Source organism: Paenibacillus sp. LjRoot153, from assembly GCF_964253085.1.
Lineage (GTDB): Bacteria > Bacillota > Bacilli > Paenibacillales > NBRC-103111 > Paenibacillus_E.
This window is the reverse complement of record NZ_CAXUQH020000001.1, coordinates 2,858,489-2,884,303: the sequence shown is the minus strand read 5'-3', so window position 1 is coordinate 2,884,303 and position 25,815 is coordinate 2,858,489. Positions and strand designations below refer to the sequence as shown.

Sequence of the window (25,815 nt, the reverse complement as noted above, 5' to 3'; positions counted from 1 at the left end):
TTTCTAAGTTGTCATTACGATTAGGCGTTAATTAAACCTGCCTTTATTAACATCCGACGGATCATGGTTGCCGTTTCTGCGCGCGTAATATTCTCACTTGGTGCAAGCTTGTTATCTGCTCCTTGCGCAATGCCCTGCTTAACCGCTGACGCAATTGCCTGGCTTGCCCAGTCTGCAATTGTCGCTCCATCTGTAAATGAAGAGAGCGTTTCTATCGCAGCAGAAGCTGTCTTCACGTTCTCGAGATGCACGATCGACATGGCGCGATCAATTATGACCATCGCTTCGGCGCGCGTAATCTGACCATTCGGCATAAAGGTGCCATCGTCATACCCGCTAATCAATCCATATGATACGGCAGTCTTCACATCTTGCGCGTACCAATCCGCTGAGGATATATCAGAAAAGCTGATGTTCTGTGAATCTTTAGGACTATGGAGCCCTAGTGCCCGCAGCATGATCGTTGTAAATTCAGCTCGTGTTATGGAACGGTCTGGACTGAATTGATCCTCCGATGAACCTTGAACGATTAATCTGGATGCTAGATCATTCACATCCACTTTGCTCCAGTGCGTGGTTACATCTTGGAAGGATTTTGGATTCCAAATGACAGAATACGTGCTATTCGTTAAACTTTTGATATCTGCGAAGTACGTCTCATTTTCTTTCCGAATTTTGGTTGGTACATGCGTCAAGCTTCCATCCTCGTTAGCCACGACGCCTGTCGTCATTTTGGCAGGATCCACGCCCTCCGGCAAAACAAGTGATCGTACAACATAATCATTGAATTGATGTACGATCACCTTCTTGTCTCCATAGCTAGCCTCCAGTACAAAATCTACGGGTTTGGCAATAAGCTCAAAATGGCCCGAACGAGCCGCCGATTCTACGCCCCCCGTCTGATCCAATGGTGTTTCTGCGATTTTCAGGCTTATTTTGATATCTTCCAGCGCAATATCCTTACCAATGGCGTTCGAGATATTATCGATACGAATTTGCGATGCAGGCAGCGTGTACGTAGCCAAATCGGTTTGGATTTCAACAGAAGCTTCTTTACCTTCCATCGCTTTAACCAGCTTGCCGTTTAATTCACCAATAACGATATTTGCTTTCGTGCTATGAATAGGCAGCATTAATTTCTTTATCGTATTTGCTTCAATTAATTCTGTTACTTTCTTGTTATCTACCGTTATTGTCGTTACCACTTGATTGTTAATTGTCGTTGTTGCAGCTGATGCTGATTTCTCTTGGAGCTTACCATCTATATACACAAGTACATCCGTCGGCGGGGAAGCATTTTCAGACTTGTGGTATGCGGATAATCTGCCTCTCACGAATTTAACCTCACGTTGATGGGGCATATTATCTATAAACTTACCGTCAGTGAAAGATAAACTTTCTTTGTTTTCTTGATCAACGATTTGAAATTCACTTGCTGTCGCCTCGCTTTTTGCTTCAACGACTATTTCAAATAGAACCTTTTCTTCCGTTATTGGGTGTTCGTGTTCCACATTTGTCCCCGTAGTCATATCAATCCAGGCTGTTCGGATCCAACCAGCATCATTATCGAAGCTGGCCTGAAAGCATCCCTCTTCGGAGTTAAGACATCCACTCAGAACCGTGCCACCATATTTCGGATTGATCTCTTTAATCTTAAAGACCTTGGGATCAAAATCAATCTGCATGTTATATGACGCAATTTCACCATTTGGTGTAACCTTAATCGGAATCGATAAGGATGTACCTAATTCAACATCTGCATCGCCGATCGTAAGCAACACAGGAGTTTCCACCACGGATTCAGCCAGCGCAGCGTTCGGCATGAGTTGAATACTTCCAGCAACAAGCAGAAGGGCTAGCGAGCTCTTGACAGCTTGCATCTTCAAATATTTTTGCATACAAAGTCCTCCATAGATGTAAATAAAATAAATATGCATTCACGGTAGCCCGCAAAAAAAAATTCGTTTTATCGTCAGTAAACTCCTTTTATTTTCGACATCATTCTACATATTTCATAAAATTACCAATGTTAATAGTTCTAATTGCCTATAAAATAAAAACAAAATCACCCTCAACATGCCTTTTCGGGCTCTGAATGAGGGTGATTATATCTTGTATTTAATGCTTCGCTGTTACGGTCAGAGGTGAAATCGTCCAAGCTGTCGATACGCCACGAAGGCCGACTCGCCCCAGAAGAAACGCATTTGGATCTTTCCATGTCAGGATAGGTTTATCGCTATCTTCGGAGAAAACTTCGATTGATGTTCCTTTTAGCCTCACTGAAACATGGTGGGTTTGACCAGGCTTAAATACAAGAGTTCCGGATGCAGCTTCCATGATATTTTCGTAGTTCACACGCCGCAGCAGGATTTTATCGTTATGAAAAGCAAGCGTGTAGCCCATGAAAGCATCTTTCACCTGATCCTTGAAATCGGACTCGTTCGTCGTCCTCAGTAGGACGCCCGCCTCGTCCGACGTTGTTGCTTTAAGCGTCACATCGAAGCTTACGGTGTAATCCGTCCAACCGGAGTCCCCTCCGAATCGATTAACCAAACCGACAGCTGTCGGCTCGATGACGGTCTGCTCAAGCACAGGTACAGTTCGACTTGCTTCCACATACCGAATCGCGACTTCACCCTTCCCCCCGTGCAGCGAAAGCCATTGTGTTCCTGCCTTCAACTCAAACTCGCCAAGCGGAACTTTTGTCCACTCCGCCTTATCGGCGAATAAGGCAGCGTCCAGCTTGATGGCTTTCATATTTCCGTTGCTTTCAATCATCAACGTTGATCCCTCTGAGGTCTTAGCTGCACTAACAGAAAGCAGATAACTGCCATCCTCGCGAACGGTGACAGGAAAGTTGAGTCCGTCATCCTTCTTAGAAAGGACTACAGCATCACTGCCATCAGGCGTTATGCCAGATTGAATGACTGGATTGCCTTCGAAATCAGCATGAACAGCTTCCAATGTACCCGGTAGCGGTTTGATTACTTGCGTATCACTGCTGCCGTTCGCTTCATTCGAGAAGGCCGTGTAATGCAGATCAGGCTTTACCCCTTGCGGCCACGCATAGCCAATTCGCCCTGCCTTCCCAGCCATGGCAGCTTGCTCGATCTTCAGCAGCCCATCCCAATAGAGCAGCGTACCCGATCTTCCAGACTCGATGCGGATCGTATGAACCTTCTCGAGATCCGTACCCTTCGGCAGCGGCTTGGTCGCAGCAACCTCTTCGACGCCCTTCACGCGATCGATCAGTGAAAGCTCCATTGTCGCTTTATTCACACGTACGATACGGTAATTGTCCGCATCCCCATAGGCGAATATGGCATCCAGCGAAGAGCTTACACTTGTCAACTTATCCCATCTAAAATTGTATTCGGCCGTGTATAGACTCGCTGTAGCTGCTCTTGTCAGCAAAGCCTCTCTGCCTCCCGCTTGACTAGTGGACTCCCACTTGTCAGCAGATGGCGCAGCACCCGGGATATCGTGAAACACCGGCATCCTTGGCACTTCCTGCGGTGAACCGTGTGTCGGCCCGAGAACAGACATTTTGTCACCGTTGAAAACCAACCGATCCAAGTTTAGTTTGCGAACAGGAGGGCCTTCTGCAGACCGACCGACTAGGTTGTGGTAAACCATATAATACGAATCTAGATCAGGACCCATGACTGTCGCACTGTGGCCAAGACCGTTGAAATCATTGGCTGTGGAAATCAGAATCGGATTGTTCTCAGGGATTTTATAAGTACTAACTGGAGATTCCTGATTGACCCCGTAGTTGACACGGTAGCCTTTACTAAATACGTGATTTCCCGTGTAGGTCATGAAATAACGGCCTTTTCGCTTGATGATCATCGAACCTTCCGTCCAGTGGCCGAGTGTCGCATTCAGCTGCTGATCCGGTTCAATCGTATAGGGATCCGTCATCAAGCTTGCCATGATACCGTTAAATTTGGCATGCGTGAAATACCATTTCTCATCATCGTCGATAAACACAGAGCCATCGATTGTGAAGCCGAGATTGTCCGTTTTGTTCACGAACGGGCCTGTCGGCTTATCGCTTTGCAGGACATAATGCCCCTTGCCAGCTGGTGAGGTATACATATAGAACGAGCCGTTCCAATAGACGACTTCGGGTGCATACGCACCTTTGCTAATAGATTCCTCGGTTACTAAGCCTTCATAGCGCCAGTTCACAAGATCGTCGGAGCTCCAAGCTTTGACTCCCACTCTCCGATCCTTCGTACTGCAATAGAGATAATATTTACCGTCAAAACGGAGAACATAGGGATCCCCGATGCCGTAATCCTCCCATTCCTGGTCCAATACGAACGGATTCTGGTATGTCTGACCTAAGGATATCGCCATCCTGTCCGTCCCTTTCTTTCCCCCTAGCCGGGGCATAATCGTCACAATCGCCGAAAGAAGAACACAAGCAACTACAATCCAAATCCATGCCTTCTTAACTTGTCGCATTCGATTATCCTTTACTCCCATTAGCAAGTGATTTCTAATACGTAGACAGAGGATGCCTTCAGCTCACAGGTCACTTGAGATTTATGAAATGCAATGTCATACGCTTCACAAACAACGGCACCTGGATTGTGCGCACTGTTGAAGCAATCGGCATGATCCGCTGTTAAGGTCAATAGACGGGCTGTACCCGACTCCACAAAGCTATTCAACTGTACTTCCGTTACCGTGTCTTCGAGACTTCGATTCACCATAAAGATCGTTAGTTTATCTCCATCAGCATTTTTGCAAGCCACAACATCCAAATTCGGCAGATCCGCTAGCTTAGGCGCTGTAGGTATAAGGTTATTCACGCTAAAGCTGCCGCACTCGGTATGACTCTGAACGACATAGCCTAAGTCTCTGTTTGCATACATCTTCATGACATAATAGGTTGGTGATCCATAAATGGTTAAGGAGTTCTCACTTCTGCCTGAGGACTTACCTCGAAACTGATCCGCATAGAAATCCCCTACTCGGATGCATCCACCAAGCCAGCCATTGACTAAATCAGAGAAGCTGCCGATCTCGACTAGGTCGCTGTTTCGGATAAATTCATTCAAATTGGCTGCATTCGCAGCTGCTGCCTCAAGGGTGTGTTCATTGGGAAGCCCCTTACGGATCGTATTCGGATAGTACATCGTATTGTATTCGGTGATCGCCAATTTCAGATGCGTGTAGCGCGAATCGGAGTTGAACAATTCTCTCACTTGGCGAATAGATTCCCGTGTCCATTCAGGATAGGAGAGGATCGCCTTATACCGCTCTTCTTTCGGCGTGCGATCATTCATCCCAAATCGATTGTAGCCGTGATACAAATGCAACGTTAAGTAATCCATATGCTCTGCGGCTCGTTCGAGTAGGATTTGGTTCCAGTCCAGCTTGTCATCTCCACATGCGAGCAGCTTAATCTCAGGATCGATTGCCTTCATAGCTTGAGCGAATCGCACGTAACGATCTGCGAATTGTTCTGCGCTGCAATGCCCGACCTGCCAAGGTCCCCAGACCTCGTTGCCAATCTCCCAGTACTTCACACCATACGGCTCTGCATGCCCATTCGCAGCCCGTAGTTTCCCCATTGGTGTGTCCAAACCGCCATTACAATATTCAACCCATTCGGCTGCTTCTTCCGGCGTGCCTGAACCATCGTTCACACAAATAAGAGGTTCGACATGCAAGTCACGGCAAAACTGGATAAACTCATCTGTACCAAAATACTTATTGGTCCAGCCTCCCCATGCTTCGTTAATCACACAGGGACGCTCATTCACAGGACCGATCGCCTGCTGCCAGTGATAGGCACTAATATAATTCCCTGCAAGCCGCATCATGCCGGCGTTCAAGTCCCTGGTCATATCCACAACTTCTTTGCGAACGTTACCAACACTGTCAGACGGAAGCAGCGAAATATGATCCAGCCAAAGCATCCCTGTGGATACATGATCCTTCCAGCGTTCATGCTCCGCAGGCACATATAACCTGAACTCCGCTTCTTCACAAAACCGACTGACCTTGATACGAGATGCATAGCGTTTCCAGTTATGACTTTCGATCTCAATTTTGGTGGAACCCAGCACTTCTCCACTCGTTGCGTCAACGATCTGTACTGTAAGGAACTTTATTTCGATAGAAGCTCTAGCATAGAGAGATAATTCATAGCCATTCTGATCTTCTTTCACAGCAATCGCTTGACGGATCCCTGCGTAAGCCTCGTCGTCGCTATACATACGAACCATCTGACTATGTCCGGAATGATATGTAGCAGCAGGTTCGAGCGCATAAATCGTGCTTTTCCCATTTGTGTATGGACGCCAGCTTCCAGAGAGCCCTCTATACGTTACATCGTTGCTTTCAAAATCCATATCCGAGAGCGGATACGCCAACATCGCATCCATATGATCTCGGATATCTTCCACGAAATGTCCGAATATATAAGGATTAATCCTGTCATCACTGACTTGATTCGCATTCACCTGAATTTTAGCTTTTGCTTGCATGAATATAACGCTTCCTTCCGTTCTTATCCTTTTAATGAACCAATCATAACGCCTTTCACAAAATGCTTTTGTACAAAAGGATACATCAGTAGTACCGGCAAGCTGGAAATAATAATGACGACATATTTGATACTTTCTGCAAGTAGAATTTTAGATTCAAGTCCAACACTGCTGTCCACCACATCGGCTTGACTGACCATCAGTACTTCACGCAGTACAAGTTGTAATGGGTATAAGTCTTTGCTGCGAATATAAATCAAGGCATTGAAGAATGAATTCCAGTGCCCTACCGCATAAAATAGGACCATCACTGCCATAATCGGCTTTGATAACGGCAAGATCACATGGGTTAACAATTTCCAGTTCGAACACCCGTCCATATGGGCCGCTTCTTGGATCTCCCAAGGGATGTTGGATTGAAAATAAGTTCTCATTACGATCAAATTATAGGTGGCAATCGCGCCGGGAATGACTAGTGCCCACATCGTATCCACCATACCTAAATTCTTCACAAGGAGATAAGACGGGATGAGCCCCCCGCTGAAAAACATAGTTAGCGTTATAAAAACCATGAAAATTCCCCGCCCAGGAAGGTCAGGTCTCGACAGCGGATAGGCCGCTAATGTCGTCATGATCAAATTGATAATCGTTCCTACTGCCGTATACAAAATGGTATTTCCATATCCGTTCCATATTTGCTCGTTGTGAAAGACATTCCGATATGCCTCTAACGTGATCTGTTTAGGCAGCAAAACCACTTCCCCATTCAAGACCAATAATGGATCACTGAAGGAGGCACTCACGATAAATATGAGCGGGTATAGGACCACGACGACGATAAGGAGAGCCACGGCGTTAACCACAGCATCGAATATTTTCTCATCCGACTTCCTCTTCTTGAGCATTTGTGCCTGCATCATAGGTCCCTCCTCACCAAAGACTAGTCTCCGCCTTTTTACGGGCAAAGCGATTCACGAGTAATAATAATACCAGGTTAATGACAGAGTTAAACAAGCCAATAGCTGCTGTATAGCTGTATTCGCCTTTTAAAATACCTGTTGAGTACACGAAGGTGGAAATCACATCGCTGGATTCCAAGTTCAAATTATTTTGCATGAGTAAAATTTTCTCAAAACCTACATTCATGAAATGTCCGACATCAAGAATAAGCAAAATGACGATGACCGGAAGAATGCCTGGGATCGATACGTGCCAAATGCGCCGCATCCGGCTGGCGCCATCCATTTTGGCCGCTTCATACAACTGCGGATTGACTCCGCTGAGCGCTGCAATATAAATGATGGACTGCCATCCCATATTTTGCCATATATTTGAGCTAATGAAGATCGGCTTGAACCACGCTGCCGAATCGAGAAATCGAACCGGATCTCCGCCAAATGCCTCAATAATGGCATTCAAAGGACCACCGCGCGGAGATAAGAACAACATCAGCATCCCTACCATAACGACGATGGAGATGAAATGAGGGATATACGTAATGTTTTGCACAATTTTACTGAAAGCTTTATTACGGATTTCGGTAACAATTAAAGCAAGAAGAATAGGGATTGGAAAAGCAAATAATAAAGAGAACAAGTTAATCGAGACGGTGTTCCATAACAACCGCCAGAAATAATAGGATTCTACGAATCGCTGGAAATGATCAAGACCCACCCATGCACTTCCGCTAATCCCCTTCGCCGGACTGAAGTTTTTAAACGCAATTTGCAAACCATATAAGGGTCCATAATGGAATACAAGGTACCATACAATGGGAATGAGCAGCATCAAGTAGAGATCATAGCGACTACTCAACGTTTTAAAGAGGCTGGAGCGCCTCGATTTGGTTCGAGACGCAACGCCTGCTGTCTTTGCTGTATTGTTCATCTGTAGCCCTCCAGCCGTCAGTTGTACTTATTTTTGCTGTTTGAGATTATCATAGGCGGCTTGATACAGCTTTTGCAGTTCATCGATTTTCATTTTTTTCAATGTATTCTGGAACTCTGCCCACTTATCAAAGCTAAGGGCTCCGGCAATAAATTTCGTGCTTTGCTCTTCGTAATATTTATCAATATCGTTGCGGAGGATATTGATCTGTTGCGCTGTTTGCTCATCGAACATAGGCGCTGCATAGCGAATCTTCGGCATGTAAGGATCCAGCTTCTTCTGCGCTTCTTGAACCTGCGGTGGATTAATGAAGGAAGCAACCTTATCACTGATCAGATGAGGCGCTCCTCCTCCGGCATATGGAGTGATTTTGGATTGATTGCCTGATGCCAAGAAGTCAGCCGTATAATATGGAATCCCATTACGCAATTCATAATTTTCGCCTTGACGACCGAATCGCAGCAGTGTAGATCCTTCATCGCCGTAGAAATAATCGACCCAACGCATCGTTGCTTCTGGATTCTTGTTCACTGAGGTGATGGCAAAAGCTCCAAAATCCCTTGCTATTGGAGCTGCCGCACTCTGCAGTCTGTCGCCATGAGGTCCCTTAGGAGGAGCTATACCTATATATTGATCCTGAACGGCCAGCATGGGATTGTTCGTTTGATCAAAGAAGAAGCCGGTATTCCCTGTCCCTTGCTTGGCTATATATTGAGCTTCCTTCTGAGTAAAAAGCTCTGGATCCAGCAGTTTTTCCGAATACAGTTTATTCAAATACATTAACATCTCTTTGTTTCGGTCATTCCCCATCCAAATTTGCACTTTGTCATTTTCAAGGTTAATGTAATAGCCGAGTTGTTTATCTAGTCCGAATGATCCACCCATCATGTCTGTAACCGGTATACCTAAGCCAGGACCACCACTTGCACGTGCAGTCATCGGAAGCTCGTCTTGTTTGCCGTTACCGTTAGGATCTTTATCTCGGAAAGCTTTCAACACCTCGTACAGCTCGTCCGTAGTCTCAGGTTCCTTCAGGTTCAGCTTCTTCAGCCATGCTTGGTTTATCCATTTTTTATCGGTTCTGGCAGCGTTGACGCTCACAATACCTGGGATGGCATAAATATGACCTTCGGGTGTTGTAATACCTGAACGGATCTCAGGATAGGTTTCCATTAATTTTTTAAGATTTGGCGCGTAAGCATCAATCAGCTTCTCGAGTGGGATTAATTGACCGCCAGAACCATAACGAGTTGCCTCTAAAGGCGTAAGGCCCGAGCGATACATAACATCAGGGAGCTCATTCGATGCAAACAACAGGTTCTTCTTCTCTTGGAAGCCATCCGTTGGCGCTTCAATAAATTCAACTTGGATATTGCTCATTTTCTCATAATCCTTGAAAACTGGCATATCCTTGAACGGTCCGTTGGCGGGTGCAATTCTTGTAAACATTTTCAACTTTAGCGGCTCTTTAACGATGGGAAAGCCCGCTGTAGAAACACCTTTCGACTCATCCGCTGGGGTTTTACCCTCAGTCTCTTTACTAGGTGTGTCCGAACTGCAAGCGGAAAGTGTCAAACTGGAAATAACTAATGTTGATAAAAGTACTGTCCCCCAATTTCTTTTCATGCTTTCGTTCCTCCGATCAAGTTGTGTTTTCAGCCCTAATAAGAAAGCGTTTTCTAAGGGTTGATCTCAGTATAAGGAATTATGACTTTCCGGTGATTCAACATTTATGACTTTCCATTCTACTTTTTTGACTGTTTCAGCTGGTCCATGTACACCTGAGGTGTCATCTCTGTAATGCTTTTAAAAACCTTGAAAAAATAAGTATAGCTTAAGAACCCGACCTCACTGCTGATCTGTTTCAACGCATACTTGCCTGACTCCATGAGCATGCAGCTTGTTTGTATGCGAACCCGGTTCAAATATTCCGTGAATGTCATTTGCATTTCCTCTTTGAACAGTCTGCTTAAATACGATGCATTCAGATTAAGGGAACTCGCCGTGATGTCCAAGGAAATATTGGAAGCGTAGTTGTCCGCAATAAACTTCAGTGCTTTCGAAATATGACGCGAATAGGATCCACCTACACGCTGTTTCTTGATTGCCTCAATAAGGCATACATAGTAGTTTAACATCCACTGCTCAAGCTCAGAGACGCTTCCCATTCGCCCAAGTTCTGCCCTTGTGGGGATGTGCTCGATATCTTCTAAGGCTGTCTGCGGATTATGCCGCTTCCAAGCCATTTCTACTAGATGAAGCATTTCACTGACAATCATTTGTACGGTCATCCCATATACAGGCTGGCTGCGCAGTTCAGCAAATATCGTAGTAATGAATTGGCTAGCTCGTTCGCCATCCAATTGCTCCAGAAAAAGCAGCAGCTGCTTCTGTTCTTTCATACATGGAGAGTCTTTCAATAAGGATGTGTTCAAGACTTGATCGTGTCGGACGTTCAACTCTTGGTTCGCTTTGGTATAGCTAGGACCAACCAGTCGCAAATTCCCGCATAGCGGCCCTATCGCATAGACGCATTTTAAGTTAAGGAATTTCTCGAGAGAATGAGATAAAGCGCTCATTGCTTGAGTCAATAAAGTCGTAACCGCATGTTCGCTTCGATCTTCTGAGGAAAATAAGACCATAAAGCGACCTTCCCCTACATAGCCTACCGTTCGTTTCTGAACATCGCCAATCGCCATCTGCATGACTTCGATCGCCTGAAGCACCAGCCGATTTTTCTGTACATCGGTTAAGGACTCCGTCAACAACAGAAAAGGTACGATTTGTACAGCAGCAGATCCATAATTAACCGAATTCGAATAGAGCTGATTATCTCGTGCATAAGACTGCAGCACTTCACTAGCATTATCGACATCTCTAGCCAAATTAGCTACATGCTCGCGAAGAATAACCGGACTTAGACGTTCAATCATTTGGGATTGCGCATTTCGAGCTTCTTCACTCTGCAGCTCCTGGACGGCTTTATCGAGAATTGACAGAAGAGCAGACGCTTGTAAACGATGTTTGAGCAAGTAATCAATAGCCCCATTCATAAGACAAGTCCGGACATAATCATAATCGTCAAAGCTGCTCAACATAATCATTTTAACCTTAGGAAATCTTTCCTTGATCTCCCGGCTTAGCTCTACCCCATTCATGATCGGCATGCTCACATCCATGATCACGATATGCGGTGTCATTTGTTCCATCATGTCAAGTGCCATAGACCCGTTATACGCCTCACCACATATCGTGAACCCATGCTTTCCCCAGTCCAACATACTCTTCACATCATGACGTGCCAACGCCTCATCATCGACTAATAATACTTGAAACATCATTCATCCCTCCTGAAGCAAGTGATTCTTAACTGGCAGCAACGGAAATCTAATCTGCACCGTCGTATACGCATCTGGTTCACTATAAACAAACACCCCGTATGGCTCCCCGAACAATCGTACAATGCGTTCATGCACGTTTCGAACACCCATTCCACTGAAGCGAGTATTCGTCTGGACTTTATTTACTTCAAACAGCGCCTCGATCTGTTCCTTGGACATGCCTTTGCCGTTATCTCTGACTTCGATTCTCAGCTCTTTGTTTTCCTCATAAATCCGAATCAACACCACGCCCTCATACGCTGATGCGGCTAGTCCATGAAGGATGGCATTTTCTACAAGAGGCTGCAGCATTAACTTCAGAACGCTATGTTGTAAAAGCTCTTCATTTTCGACTACGATATCCAGATGCAGGGGCTCTACATATTTGTATTTTTCAATGGTGATATAACTGCGGACATACTGTAATTCTTCTTGCAGCGTAAGAAATTCATTCGTATTCCCGAGTACACCGCGCATCAGCTCTATCAAGGATTCGGATACCTCAACGATATTCGGCACGCCATTAATCTTAGCCAAATACTTAACCGTGTTCAACGTGTTATAGAGGAAATGCGGGCGTATTTGAGCTTGCAAAACGGCCAGTTCCGCTTCACGTTTCTCTTTCTCGGTCGTTACAATGCCTTCAAGTAATCGCTTTAATTCCTCAACCATGCTTTTGAATACGTGATATAGCTGCCCTATTTCATCCTTGGAATGAATTTCGACTGCTGGAAGTGTCATATTGCCTTCCATGACATGCATCATCATCGATCTTAGCCTTCGAATATTTCTTGTCATTCTGGAGGAAACTTGTAACGTCCCTATGACAATAATCACAAACACAATAATAGCTACTGTCGCTAGTACATTACGAATCCGCGTCGTTTCCGTCAATAAAGACTTCATCGGAACGAGCGCCACTGTCGACCATCCTGTATAGTCCGATTTCCGAGTAATGACGAGGTAAGATTGCTGGTTAATAACTCTTTCAACCGAACCGTCCGTTCCAGCCAGCCGCTGATTGAATTGAACGAAGGTTTCCTTATCAAACACACTCTTTTGAGATTCATATATGAATTCGTTTTTCCTGTCAACAACGTACAGCATACTATCCGGTGTCGGTTTGACATCATAGATTTTCTTAATAAATTCGTCATTGAGATCGAACATCACCATACCGATTAAATTTCGGTTATAACGGAGTTCCCGACCGGTAACGATGGAGTTATTGAAGCCTGTTTGATGAAAATAAGCATGGCCTGAGCCATTTTGAAGTAAAGCATCCATCATCGGTGAGAATAACACGTTCTTGTCAAGCCAAGGAGAACCGACGAAAAACACCTTTTGATTCAACCCAATGACAGCCACTCGTGAAATGTAGGATTTGTAAGCAATCAAAGCTGATAAAAATTCCTCGATCCGCTTTTGCTCCTGAAACCACTCGTAGCTTGGTTCCTCTGTCTTGCTAAGCAGCGTATCCAGCACTGTTTTATTCGTAGCAACGACCGTATTTAATCGACTAACCTCCTCCAAGCGGAGATTTAATGATTCGTCTGCCTGCCTTATGCTTTCGTTAACGGAAGTAATCGCATTATTCTTCACAGTTTCTCTCATATATAAATAAACAATACTAGTCACAGCAACGATGCCAATCAGAGTAACCAGACTAAATGCGACAAAGATTTTCCCTTGGATGCTCACCGTCGGAGAAATCAACTTTTTAATGGAGAATAACTTCATTAGCGGAAGGCTCCTTTTCCATGTCATCTAATATAGAAAGAACATGAATCCAGCCCAATCATGAGCTTGATTCATGTTCTTTATATTACTCACAACTAGGTACGATGCATAGCCCCTCTTCGTCTTCTTCTACCCCAAGCAAGACAATTCCTGGACGCGTCCGGAAAGGAGCCGTTCGATCATTGCCAAAAAATGTAGACATGAGTCTGCCGTCATGATCAATAAACATCGTTCCGTGGCCGCCATGCGGGACTGCCAATCGTCTAGGGGTGTACGGGCCGTACAGCTCATCGGCAACAGCATACATCAAATCGTATGTACCGTCGACGCGTTTATCACCGTTCCATTCTGCCGCTCCCAGAATATACTTGCCCTTATATTTCACGATGAATGCACCCTCGTAGCCTACGCGCTGACCATCCGAACATAACAACTTGCGAGGGTCTTCCGCAAAGCCCGTCATGTTCGTCTTCATCTTGGCAATTTTACCGTCCTGCCAAATAAAATAGACTTGACCATCCTCATCTTGGAACAGACTGGAGTCAATATCCGTATTCGTCATCCGTCCCATATCGATATACGGTCCCTCTGCATGTCCGGTTACACTTTTAATCATCCCCGTACCGCCGCCTTGAAGTGAATACGTGATCCAAAATGTACCATACACATAAATCATCTCTGGTGCCCAAAGACAAGGATTCTCATAAATGTTGTTCTCCCAGGTGCCATTCTCGGACAAATCCCATACCTTCGCTATATGTTTCCATTCCTTTAAATCTGGTGAACTCCACAAATGAAGCTGGTCATTTCGGTCCCAAAAATTGTGATGCGGCTTATCCGAAGTCCCCGTCAAATAATAAGTTCCATCTGGCCCCGTGCTAATATGTGGATCACGAATCGGGAAGTCCGCGATGGGGTTAAGACTTCCTACCCCACCTTTTTCAAGCAATAAATCCTCACTTGGTCTAATAAATCCTTGGCTTACCAAGGACATTGGTACAACGGAAGGATAATTCTCGACCAGTGAATAGCTGCCGCAACCCGAAAAAGAGGCATACAAGTGATTGTCTGCATCGGTAAATAAGGAGATTTGACCGCCATGAGGAAGTGCCAAATACCGCCTGCTGTAAGGACCATAGATCGATTCGCTCACCGCTACAAAGGTATCTACCGCATCGCTGCCCATCCTAGCAAGTGCATCTGCGCAAAACATGTAATAATACCCATCTTGTTTGTGTAAAAAAGCCCCATATGCTCCTACCTGTACATTCTGACTATACGAAGGATGATCCTCCCGCCCCGCAACCTTCCAAGGTTGTACCTCAGCCATTCGAGGCGTTTCTGCGAGACCGGTCATGTCCTCCGTCATTCGAGCGATGTTGCCATTTCCATAAACCCAATAAACCGCTCCATCATCATCCTTGAATAGCGAAGCATCCTGCCCGTCATCCGTTATTTTCCCCAGATCCCGAAATAGGCCCAGGACAGATGCTGATAAGCTTTGGAGTAATCCCGTGCCGCCTTCCTTTAACCCATAGGTAATCCAGTACGTCCCTTTCACATAGTGGATTTCCGGCGAACAAATACCGTTAGTGCCACTACTCACATTCTGCCATGTGCCGTCTTGCTCCAAGCTCCATATGCTTGCCGGACCGATCCACGACTTTAAATCGGTGGATGTCCACACTTGTATATTTGAGCCATCCGTCGTGCCGGTCAAATAGTAGATATGATCCGGTCCCTTACAAATACTCGCATCACTTAACGAGACATCTAGAATTCGTTCTATGGGTACAGCCGTTTCCGAATAACCTGTACAGGCGGACCATTCCGTCTCAGGATGCGGAGGCTGTATGATAAAATCGCTCTTCATTCTAGGATTCCTTTCATCTTCTCGGTTGTGTTTGTAGGATAAGTATAACGTGCTTCGTACAAACGCTTAATAGAGAAAGTGGTACGCGAGGTGAGGAAAAGGGACATCTATAATTAAACATAGATGTTGATCTTAATCTCGGGTTCTTGGTAGAATTACCGGAAGAAGAAAATTAATAAACGGGTACTTACCAAAGAGGAAGGAAGGAACGCCATATGCACATGATGATAACTAAACCTAGCAAATCTGGTCCCATTTATCACTTGCCATTGGTAGGTGAGCCTCCTCCTCTGAGTGTACAGTTCTTGGGAATTAATTATTGTGAAAAAGATTACAGCAATATTCGAACGCTCGCTACAATTACCGTATTCGGTTTTGTACTCTCAGGTCAAGGATCTGTAAAGGTCGGTACCCAAACCTATACCTCGTGTCAGGGAGATATATTTATCCTTCCAGCAGGCTGCTACCATGAAGTGAGCTCAGACATTCATCACGAGGAACAATGGAGTTATATTTGGTTAAACATAAGTGGAAATTGGATCCTAAAAATGCTCGAAGCCTACCAATTACTTCCTCATATCGTAACGAAGGATAGCGGGTTGGAGCATTTGTTTATAGAGGCTATTGAAGCTGCAAAGCAAAAATCTGTCGAGGACATGCAAGCCGAGCTTCAAATCATCCTCATGCGAATGATCGTGGGCCTCTCTGAAACGTTGCGCAAAAGAGGCAATACCTTAACTTCCACGGTTCAGGCGATCAAGCAATTTTTGGATAACAGCATCCTCCATCCATTCGACTCGCGTGGGCTCTCCTCCCATATTTGCCTTTCTATGAAGCAAATGAATCGCTTATTTAAACGAGAAGTCGGAACGACCATCTATAATTATGTTATTACTAAGAAAATAGAATCCGCTAAACTGATGCTGCTCGACACACGTCTGACCATAAGCGACATTGGTTATAAGCTCGGATATGACGATCCGCATTATTTTTCGAACCTGTTCCATAGCAAAACCGGTGTAAGACCAAGTGACTTTCGAAAGATATTTAGTCAAACGCAATAGGTAAAGAGGCCGGAACAAACTGGACTCCTGTTGCGAGCAGTGATGGTCCAGGTCCTGTAAAGTACGTCAAATTCCCAACCGTCAATGCTCGGTATGTAAATGTGAATCAGCTGGGTACGGCAGGCAACTGGTGGACGATCGCTGAGTTAAATCTGTATCAATAGAAAGCAAACAAAAGGTCATTCTGCTCAGCAGATTGACCTTTTGTTTCGTAACCATCCAGCTATAGCATCTGATTTCATAACTCGCTGCCGAAAGATCTCCCTTCGTCGAGTTCCCGATGTTGTGTCCGATATTCAGTTGGACTTTGCCCATATTTGGAGCGAAACGCGCGGCAGAAGTAAGGGTAGCTGCGGAAACCGGATGCTTCGGCAGCGTCCTCAAGCCGCATGTCACTGTACAGAATACGGTCGCTGGCAATAGCTAGACGAACCTCGACGGCATATCGCATAGGCGGCACGCCAAAAGCCAGCTTGAACATATGGGAGGCGGTTGACGTACTGACGCCATTGCGCGCGGCCAGCTCCTCCAGCGTGAGCGCTTCCGTCGCATGCTTTTCAATATATTGCTTGAGCTTATAAGCAATGAAATGTTCCTTGCGGCCGACGCCGACCAGCAATTTAACGATGGACCGCTCAAGCGTCAAGCAAAGCAACTTGGCGCAGCAGGCAATTATTTCTGTGTTGTTCTCATGTAAATTCCGTTTTTCATAAATTAACCTCCGCCACAGGCTAAGCAAATCATCATTGACCTCAATGTGAGCGACATCGGTTAAGGTCTGATTGGAGAGCCATTGATCGACCCATTCCCCCCCACATACCACATAGTAATCCGCACTATCGACAACGCACTGTCCATCCAGTCCGCTCTCTTCGCCTATGAACAACTGATAGGTGCCTCCTGGTCTGGAAACAATCAAATCTCCGGAACGAATATGATGCGAAATACCATTCAGATCAACACGGCAAGTACCATTCACTTGCAACCTTATCAGTACACCATCCTTTCTACGTTCCAACTGGTTGCGGAGTGGTGCTCGATGATGGGAATAACCCACATCTATATAACGAAATCCGTAATTTTCCATGGTCGTCACCCTCATTCACTTTCAACAATAAAATGCAAAATAAGTCAACTTGTACAAGATCGGATATTCCGCCTCATAAACACATTTCTTATAATAAATTTGCATGAACAGATAAGCAACAAAATTATATGGTAAGGCATGTGTGACCTACACGAAGGAGGAACGAACAATGAGAACAACCTATCGAATTGGCATCGCTGGAGCTGGCGGCATTTTCAAAGAGTCGCATTTGAAGGCCTGGCAGGAAAATCAAGAGTGTGAGATCGTCGCCATCTGCGACGTGAATGAAGCACGTGCATACGAAATGGCTGAGTTGTCGGCTGCAAAACTCGTTTACACCGATTATAAGCAAATGATCGCTGAGGCAAATTTGGATGCGATTGATATTTGTACGCCGAACCTGTATCACTCGGAAATTGCGATTGCAGCTTTACAAGCGGGGATCCATGTCATCTGCGAGAAGCCGGATGCGGTCTCTCCCGTCGAAGCGCAGAAGATGGCTGATGCTGCAGCCCAAAGCGGCAAGCTGCTCATGACGATCCGCAATAATCGCTTCCATCCGAATGCACAACTCCTGCAGCAATTTGCGAAAGAAGGAGGCCTCGGCGAGATCTATACCGGGCGTTGCGGTTGGCTTCGCCGCAGGGGCATCCCCGGCAAAGGCGGTTGGTTTACGACGAAGGAATTGTCTGGCGGCGGCCCTTTAATTGATTTAGGCGTTCATTTTATTGATATTGCGGTATGGGTCATGGGCAATCCCAAACCGGTCGCCGTCAGCGGCGCCACGTACCGTAAATTTGCTGACAACGAGCTATCGGACTCGAAGCATAGCAGCTTCGGAGAGAAGCAGACTGGTGGAACGTTCGATGTGGAAGATTTGGCTATAGGCTTTATCCGCTTTGACAACGGCGCCACGCTGCAAATCGAGTTTAGCTGGGCTTCCAATATTGAAGAAGAGACGTATTTTGTCGAGCTTCGGGGGACGAAAGCCGGTGCAACTTACCGAAATTTCGAGTTAGGTCTATTTTCAGAAATGAACGGCCAATTAATGGATACCAAGTCTTCCCGTACACAAGGAAAACCAGTTAAGATGCATCATGCCAATATTAATCACTTTATTGATTGCTTGGCAGGTCGAGCAGAACCAATTATTCTTCCGGAACATGGCGTGGAAATGATCCAAATCTTGTCCGCGATTTATGAATCAGCAGAAACAGGCCGAGAGGTTCGCCTCTAGGTGCAGGAATGAGAAACGGCGGAACGCATGAACTGCGTTACCGCCATTTTTTATGAACTATGGAGCTAATTTCACCTCAACATCATCAAAATAAACTTTTAACAGATGCGTGTACACACCAATCTTCCCTGCCGAGAATGTGCTGTCTATAGCGGTAAGAATTAGATTCCCATTCACATAAGCCTGTAGCGTATTCCCTACCACAGTGAATCGCAGCGTATGGTACGTGCCAGCAGCAAGTGGTGTAATCGCAGCTGAAATGGCTAAGTCAGTTTGAACGCCATTTTGTAACTTACTGATGTAGACTTTCTTTGTAAAGGTGTCATAAGACATACTGTAATAGTTGTTATAGTCAACGAACCTCACCACCAGACCCATTCGGCCGCTCGTTGCATCCATTTTCCCCTTAGCTTCTACGCTATAGTTGGTCCATGTTGATGTTCCTGCGACTGACTTCGTTCCTCCTTTATCTGCATTATCAGATAAGTAAGCTTTGGAGCCGTATACGTCTGATACTACGGAGTAATTCCCCCAGGAAGAAACGACCGACCACCCAAGCGCGTTACCTGACTCGAAATTATTGGTCAGAAGCGTGCTGTTCGTCGTGACGACGGTTTCACTGCTTGCTTCGGACTGATTGTTCGCCGCATCTAACGCCTTGACCGTGTAGTGATACGTCGTAGCCAGGTTCAATCCCGTATCTTTGTACGTATTCACCGCACCATTAACGGTACCTATGAATTGCTGGTCACGATAAATAGCATAGCTAGTTACCCCTGTATCATCGGAGGATTGTGACCAGGACAACGCTACTTCTGTGGATGATAAAGCAATGGCCGTTAGTCCTGTTGGTGAAGTCGGCGGCGTCAAGTCAGGATTCGGAACGAGATTCACCATGATGTCGTCAAAATAACCTTTCAACAGGTGCGTATATACACCGATCTTCCCAGCTGGGAAAGCATTATCCGTTGCCATGACAAGCAGTTGCCCATTCACATAACCCTGCAAAGTATTTCCCGACATGGTGAATTTCAACGTATGGTATGTGCCAGCAGCAAGCGGTGTGATCGCAGCTGAAACGGCTAAGTCGGTAATATTACCGTTTTGCACCTTACTAAGGTAAACTTTCTGGGTGTAGCTTTCATATGTCATACTATAGTAGTTGTTATAGTCAACGAATCTAGCTACAAGCCCAATTCTGCCTTTCGTTTGGTCCATTTTAGCCTTGGCTTCTATACGATAGTCGGTCCACGATGATTGCCCTGCAACAGACTTCGTAGCCCCTTTGTCCGTATTGTCAGACAGATAGGCTTTCGTACTGCCGTCCGTTACCACGGCGAATGTTCCCCATGATGATACGACAGACCACCCATTCGCGCTTCCAGACTCAAAATTATCTTCCAGCAGCGAGCTTTTTGTCGTCGCTATGGCATTACTACTTACATTAGAATGATTATTCGCTGGATCAAATGCTTTCATTGTGTACGCGTAGGTAGTACCAAGACTTAAACCCGTATCAACATAACTCGTGCTCATCCCATTGACTGACGCAATTTCTTGCCCATCTCGATAAATAATGTAGCCAGCTACACGGTCATTATCGGTAGACGGGGTCCAAGAGAGTGATATTTCATATGACGAGAGCGGGGTTGCTGTCACATTGGAAGGTACGGAAGGTGCACTGACATCTCTGTATGCAACGAGGAAATTATCATAAGAAACAGGACCCATAACCCGCTGTAAGACTTCTAGTAATTTTGTTAAAAAAGAGCTATTTGAACTTGTGATCCCTTCATTCATATATCCCTTAATTGCGCTTCCTAGCGATGCTATCCATTGTTGACTAGCCGCACCAAAAGGGAATCCTGCTGGCAGTACGAGATCCTTGGTTAGTATACCTGCGGATCCATTTGCAATCGTGCTATCTGTCGCTGTAACGACTAATTGACCATTGATATAGCCATTTAAGCGATTACCCGCCACGTCAAATCTAAGTTTGTTCATGACATCTAGCGGCATTGACAATCCAGAGGTTGTTTGGAGAACAATCGTTTGATCATTGTTCTGTCTCTCGATGGATGCCTTACCAAGTAGTGCATCATAAGTAAAGCTATAATACTTGCCTTGATTCACGTACCTGGCAAGGAGTCCAATCGTATTCTTAAAACTTGTTAGGCGAACATCAGATTCGACGAAGTAGTCCGTTCCATAGGTCTGTGCGACCACAGAAGTCGACTGCTTTGTCGTCCGATATACATGATTGCCATTCGTCTCCGTTTGAACGCCAAAGTTCCCTTTGACCGTCGTCCATTCCGCTGCACCTGACTCAAAATCCGTGGAATAAAGCGGATCGTATACGAGCTCAAAGGCTAATCCTTTATCCGTGTCTAAGGTAACAGACACTACCTGACCATTCACGGTCACAGGTACTTCCTGAAGACGCGCTCCATTTAGTGCAAGCTTATAGGCTTTGTATCCACCTGCAGGTTTCGTCGTTGTTAACGTGAACTTAGCCCTTTGCTGCTTCACTAAGGTTGGCAGTGTACCTTTGTAGTATTTGATTTCACCAGAAGGCAGCGAAACATATTGTTCCCCTGTAGCTGCTACATCCGTTGTATAGACAAGGAGCATACGATGACTATTTTGCAGGGAATTCCCATCTAATGATGATGCAAAAAAAGTTCCTTTATAGACATCACCTGTCACTGTCGCTTGCCCCAGTGCGAACGTATGATTATTCATTGTTCCCGCTGCCGCGATGACTTTCGGCGTATTCACAAAGTAGGTGTCCAGATTGAGATCAAATGTAAGCTCACCGGTATCTGATAGCAGCTTATTCTGACTCAATGCAGCTAACATTTCAGCTTTCTTGTTCGCATCATCCAACGAATGAATGAACAATTCGGCCATCTGTCTATTCGACATCGAAGACGAAATTGGCAGTTTGTTGGCTTCTGGCAGATTGCCGCTAGCAATCTGTTCTGGTGTGTTGTCAGGCGTGATTTTGTACACAGTTAACGGCACATTCGGTTTATCCCCATACACAGACACGGTCTTGAACAGATGCGGAATGTACATCATGTTCGTCAGATACGCGTCGCCTTCTGAGGCTGCTGCCTTATCGCGCGACCATGTGCGATCCCATACGAACACGAATTTCGGACTTGCGGCTTGAACTGCCCCATTTCGGAATAAGAGCGCCGCTTCTGCCTCCGACATAATAGCAAGCGGATCGCCTACGATAGAGAACTCTTCAGGAGCACCTAACTTCATATTTTTATAAGCATCCCCTATATTGACGCCGAAGGAGTATCGGTTCATCATGTCCCAGCCTTGGTAAGCCCCAACTGCGCCATTGAAGATACCGATGTCTTCACGCCCTTTGGCGGGTTGCGTATCCTGAAACTCCGTAAGCACAAATGGTTTGGCATATGGCTGCCTTAATGATAGGGCTGGATAGTAAGATCCAAAATTCGTATCCGTCGGCCAATCCTTCGGATAATTGGCAATTGTAGTGCTATTAAACGCCATACTTAGACGAGGCTCCTTAAGCGGATGATACTGATAGCCGCTCCCAATACTATCGGTGAATCTATGGTTTGAAAATTGGTAATAGGCATGTGTTTCATACACATCCGACGCTTGATCGCGCCAATAGTTCACATTCGGGCTATAAATGTAATTTAATCCGCCAATAGGCGCTTTAACACCAAGATCATCTTTCAAATAAGTTCTCATCGCATTTGAGACATGAATGGTTTTATTGGAATAATACGCACTAAGCTGATCCTTAATGTCCCCTGCTGCATCCCAATAATTGCTTGGGAAACTAAAGATGTCTGGCTTACCTATCGAGTCCAGATACTGGTTGAAATCATGGAGCATATAATCGCGCAAAGGCACCTTCATGCCGCTAAGATTCATATTCAGAAGCAAGGATTCATTCCACGGGCTAACACCGATTAGAACGGGATCATGCTTCAAAGGGAGACCCGTATAGGGGTTAACATGGGATAGCCACATGTCTGCAATCGCTTTCCACATGTCGAGCGCTTGGGGGAGAAGGGGAAGCAAATAAGGAGATTTCGTCCCATCTGCGTATTCGCCAAGTCCCGGTATATTTTTAAAGTCATACAGGTGAAAAATGTCAATCGTTACGTAAATACCTTTAGACTTCAACTTCGCAATAAAGTACTCCAATCGATCCAAACGATCCACATTAAGTTGTGGCGTTGTCGATCCATTTTGGATGAAAATGCCTTGTGCCCAATCGGCCATTGCATCCTGTGCATGTATTCGAACTGCGTTATAACCTAAACGTGCCAGGCGATCCGCAGTTTGATCCGCATCATCATGTGAGCCGTAGAACATATTCCACGTTATATTGGCTCCGTATAACTTCACCTTTTTTTGCGGGGCTTGCTCAAAAGTGTAGTCGCCGTCAGCCCCTTGTTGGATGAAGCCATATTTACCTGCTGGTGCATCATTCAATCCAGATAAATCCACGGCACTGCCAGGAACCGTCATCGGCTCTGTATCCATAGGCTTCCATACATCAGCTGCCTGAGCTATCGGGGCATGGCCTAGGATACCGCCGCTGCCAATAACAGAGAGCATCATGGTAAAAATAAGTAAGGAGGTCAAGCCTTTACGGATCGATTTGTACATCATCATTTCGCTCCTTTAATCGAGATTTCAGTCGATCCCTCCATGTATCCAATGCCACAGTACTGGGCTATACTAGCCTGTGCTTTTTAATTGAGCTGCTGGATTCGCTGTGGAACAGACACGATTTGATCTTGCAGCGCCACCGTTTGAATTACCACCTCAGCCGTCATCACCCCCTTCACCATCGCTATGCAGCGAATGGTTCCTGGTGTTCTCGTTGCCTGAATATACACAGCGCCTCTGCCGGCTTCCAAGCTGAAGGGATTCTCACCAATCAATCTGCCTGGACCCTCGACATGGAAGGAAACCGCATGATGAGCAAGCTGAAGTGTCTGCCCCTTGCTGTCCTGTAAAGCAACTACCACTCGGGTGCAATCTGCACCGTCTGCGATAAGCTCGAGATCATCCGCCAGCAAAGCCAATTGATCTGGCATCCCCACCGGAAACAGCTCATGCTCGGCTACTGCGGCGCCGCCGATTTTGCCAACAACCTTGAGACTCGTTAGCAGACTCGATCCCCACTCCCACCAACTACAGCCTGTGAACATAATCGGCGGATGGGGCAAGCTAGGGTAATTCACATAGTCAGGGCGCTCTGAAGCAACCTTAACCCCATTAATAAATAAATCTGCTTCTTCACAATTCGTAAATACAGGAACAACATCCCGAAAGTCCTCATTAAAGGAAGGGATTAAATATCGGGCAATAAACACGACGGGTTGCTTGCTGGGCTCCATCTGACTACGGTAAAAATGTGCAGCAAACTTCGGCAATCGGAAAATATCACAGACACCGTGATAGCAAATGCGATCACCGGAGCCGAAATCCTGATGCGTATTATAGTCGAACGCGCACCAACCAGCTGCTCCCGCAACATAAGGCACACCATACTGCCCGTTCTGAATCTGAGCATGGCCAAGGGCATGCTTGATTTGTCGCTCCACACTGTCATACGACTTCGTCGGATACATATGCCCCATATATTCCGTAATGAGATACGGCAATGGTTTGGCTGCAGGATTTTCCCTTCCCGATTACGTGTGAAATCGTTGTACGTAATAACATCTTCCAAAAACTCGCTGCTATGTATGGCGCGTACGCCGCCGGTAGCCCGTGATGGATCCAACTTGCGAGCAAGCGCATTCGTCCGTAAATAGAACTCCGTATCATCCTGAGACTCATTGATACGAACGCCCCACAAGAAGATCGAAGGGTGATTGCGATCACGTACGATCATTTCTTCCAGCTGAACCAGCGCCTTGTTCTTCCACTGCGCATCGCCAATATATTGCCAGCCCGGCAGCTCCTCAAAGACAAGTAATCCAATCTCATCACAGCGATCGAGTAAAGATGGATCTGCGGGATAGTGAGAAGAGCGAACAAAGTTCAGTCCCAGCTCCTCTTTTAGAATATCCGCGTCTTTACGCTGTCCTCTCTCACACATGGCTCCACCTAGATAGGGAAACATTTGATGTCGATTCAACCCGCGCAGCTTGAACGGATTGCCATTGAGATAGAACCTCCCATCCTTACGGAACTCGGCACTTCGTATGCCTACCCTCGTAGATAGATCGTCGCTTTTAACGCGTTCCACCCCGATGTCATACAAGGCCGTCCTCAGCACATACAAATAGGGATCGTCGATGTTCCACAAATGCGGGTTTTTCACGTGCAGTGTCACCTGTCTAACTTCCGACTCCCCAACCTCAGCAATGATGGATGTGGTGACTTGCTCTACTACTTTTCCCTCACAATTGATCAAGGACGTGTTCAGGATAAACGTTGTCGCTTCCCCGCGATTCCTAATTCGAAATGTGCCTTCCATCGAAGCTTCCTGAGAAGTCACATCTCTCCACTCATACTTGGCCCATTCGATATACACAGCGCTCGTCACGATTAGTCGGACATTCCGATAGATGCCACCGAACAGCATATAATCCACCAAACGCCCTTCTGGCGGGATATCTGGTCTACGTGTAGAATCAACTCTGACCGCAATCACATTCGATTCCCCAACAACAACCCATTCACTTATTTCGATTGAAAATGACGTATAGCCCCCTTGATGCTCGCCGACGAAAACGCCATTGACATAAACCTCCGCAACAGACATCACACCATCGAACTCCACAAGAAGACTACTCCCGCTCCAATCTGCAGGAACCTCAAAGTGACGGCGATACCAAGACACAAACTGATAGTCCGTTTCGCTAAAATAGTGATGGGGAACAAGCTTATTCGTATGCGGTAGATGTACCTCTTGGAAATGATCATCCTTATAGTTCTTGTGTTTGCTCTGCGGATCATCCTGGGCACAGAATTGCCACTCCGTGTTAAAATTAAAAATCTGTCTCATAGGCATAATCCCTTTCT

The 25,815-nt window shown here is 45.8% G+C and carries 15 protein-coding genes; 2 read left to right on the top strand and 13 right to left on the bottom strand.

The window, feature by feature from the left end; translation table 11 throughout:
* Window positions 1–20: 20 nt before the first annotated feature.
* The 9 genes from ACSQ8P_RS12260 to ACSQ8P_RS12220 all read right to left on the bottom strand — a co-directional run bounded on the left by ACSQ8P_RS12260 (window position 21) and on the right by ACSQ8P_RS12220 (window position 15,386).
* A complete protein-coding gene (locus tag ACSQ8P_RS12260) occupies window positions 21–1,898 on the bottom strand; it encodes an S-layer homology domain-containing protein (RefSeq protein WP_436235429.1) in 1,878 nt (625 codons plus the stop codon).
* A gap of 220 nt (window positions 1,899–2,118) precedes the next feature.
* Window positions 2,119–4,473: a family 43 glycosylhydrolase gene (locus ACSQ8P_RS12255; protein WP_436235428.1), complete on the bottom strand. Its 2,355-nt coding sequence runs from the start codon at window positions 4,471–4,473 to the stop codon at window positions 2,119–2,121.
* A 20-nt stretch (window positions 4,474–4,493) separates the two neighbouring features.
* Complete coding sequence (locus tag ACSQ8P_RS12250; RefSeq protein ID WP_436235427.1) at window positions 4,494–6,506, bottom strand: alpha-L-arabinofuranosidase C-terminal domain-containing protein; 2,013 nt, start codon at window positions 6,504–6,506, stop codon at window positions 4,494–4,496.
* Between the two features lie 23 nt (window positions 6,507–6,529).
* Window positions 6,530–7,423 carry a carbohydrate ABC transporter permease gene (locus ACSQ8P_RS12245; RefSeq protein WP_436239510.1) on the bottom strand — a complete coding sequence of 298 codons (894 nt, stop codon included), beginning with the start codon at window positions 7,421–7,423 and terminating at the stop codon, window positions 6,530–6,532.
* A gap of 13 nt (window positions 7,424–7,436) precedes the next feature.
* Window positions 7,437–8,393, bottom strand: coding sequence for an ABC transporter permease (locus ACSQ8P_RS12240; protein WP_436235426.1), 957 nt, complete (start codon window positions 8,391–8,393; stop codon window positions 7,437–7,439).
* 27 nt (window positions 8,394–8,420) lie between these two features.
* Window positions 8,421–10,019: an extracellular solute-binding protein gene (locus tag ACSQ8P_RS12235; RefSeq protein WP_436235425.1), complete on the bottom strand. Its 1,599-nt coding sequence runs from the start codon at window positions 10,017–10,019 to the stop codon at window positions 8,421–8,423.
* A 119-nt stretch (window positions 10,020–10,138) separates the two neighbouring features.
* Complete coding sequence (locus ACSQ8P_RS12230; protein WP_436235424.1) at window positions 10,139–11,731, bottom strand: response regulator transcription factor; 1,593 nt, start codon at window positions 11,729–11,731, stop codon at window positions 10,139–10,141.
* A gap of 3 nt (window positions 11,732–11,734) precedes the next feature.
* On the bottom strand, window positions 11,735–13,513 hold the full coding sequence (locus tag ACSQ8P_RS12225) for a cache domain-containing sensor histidine kinase (protein WP_436235423.1): 1,779 nt from the start codon (window positions 13,511–13,513) through the stop codon (window positions 11,735–11,737).
* 85 nt (window positions 13,514–13,598) lie between these two features.
* Window positions 13,599–15,386, bottom strand: coding sequence for a family 43 glycosylhydrolase (locus ACSQ8P_RS12220; RefSeq protein WP_436235422.1), 1,788 nt, complete (start codon window positions 15,384–15,386; stop codon window positions 13,599–13,601).
* Between the two features lie 221 nt (window positions 15,387–15,607).
* Between ACSQ8P_RS12220 and ACSQ8P_RS12215 the strand changes: the two genes are divergently transcribed.
* Window positions 15,608–16,450 carry a helix-turn-helix domain-containing protein gene (locus tag ACSQ8P_RS12215; protein ID WP_436235421.1) on the top strand — a complete coding sequence of 281 codons (843 nt, stop codon included), beginning with the start codon at window positions 15,608–15,610 and terminating at the stop codon, window positions 16,448–16,450.
* A 238-nt stretch (window positions 16,451–16,688) separates the two neighbouring features.
* Here ACSQ8P_RS12215 and ACSQ8P_RS12210 read toward each other — a convergent pair whose 3' ends face one another.
* Window positions 16,689–17,537 (bottom strand): helix-turn-helix domain-containing protein, encoded by an 849-nt coding sequence (locus tag ACSQ8P_RS12210; RefSeq protein WP_436235420.1) that lies wholly within the window; start codon window positions 17,535–17,537, stop codon window positions 16,689–16,691.
* A gap of 169 nt (window positions 17,538–17,706) precedes the next feature.
* Here ACSQ8P_RS12210 and ACSQ8P_RS12205 point away from each other — a divergent pair, with 169 nt between their 5' ends.
* On the top strand, window positions 17,707–18,774 hold the full coding sequence (locus ACSQ8P_RS12205) for a Gfo/Idh/MocA family protein (RefSeq protein WP_436235419.1): 1,068 nt from the start codon (window positions 17,707–17,709) through the stop codon (window positions 18,772–18,774).
* A gap of 57 nt (window positions 18,775–18,831) precedes the next feature.
* Here the strand turns inward: ACSQ8P_RS12205 and ACSQ8P_RS12200 are convergent, their stop codons facing one another.
* The 3 genes from ACSQ8P_RS12200 to ACSQ8P_RS12190 form a co-directional block, all read right to left on the bottom strand.
* On the bottom strand, window positions 18,832–23,448 hold the full coding sequence (locus ACSQ8P_RS12200) for a family 16 glycoside hydrolase (protein ID WP_436235418.1): 4,617 nt from the start codon (window positions 23,446–23,448) through the stop codon (window positions 18,832–18,834).
* Window positions 23,449–23,528: 80 nt separating this feature from the next.
* On the bottom strand, window positions 23,529–24,179 hold the full coding sequence (locus ACSQ8P_RS12195; protein WP_436235417.1) for a hypothetical protein: 651 nt from the start codon (window positions 24,177–24,179) through the stop codon (window positions 23,529–23,531).
* Window positions 24,134–25,798, bottom strand: coding sequence for a glycoside hydrolase family 2 protein (locus ACSQ8P_RS12190; RefSeq protein WP_436235416.1), 1,665 nt, complete (start codon window positions 25,796–25,798; stop codon window positions 24,134–24,136). Before ACSQ8P_RS12190 ends, ACSQ8P_RS12195 begins: the two co-directional genes overlap by 46 nt.
* Between the last annotated feature and the right edge of the window lie 17 nt (window positions 25,799–25,815).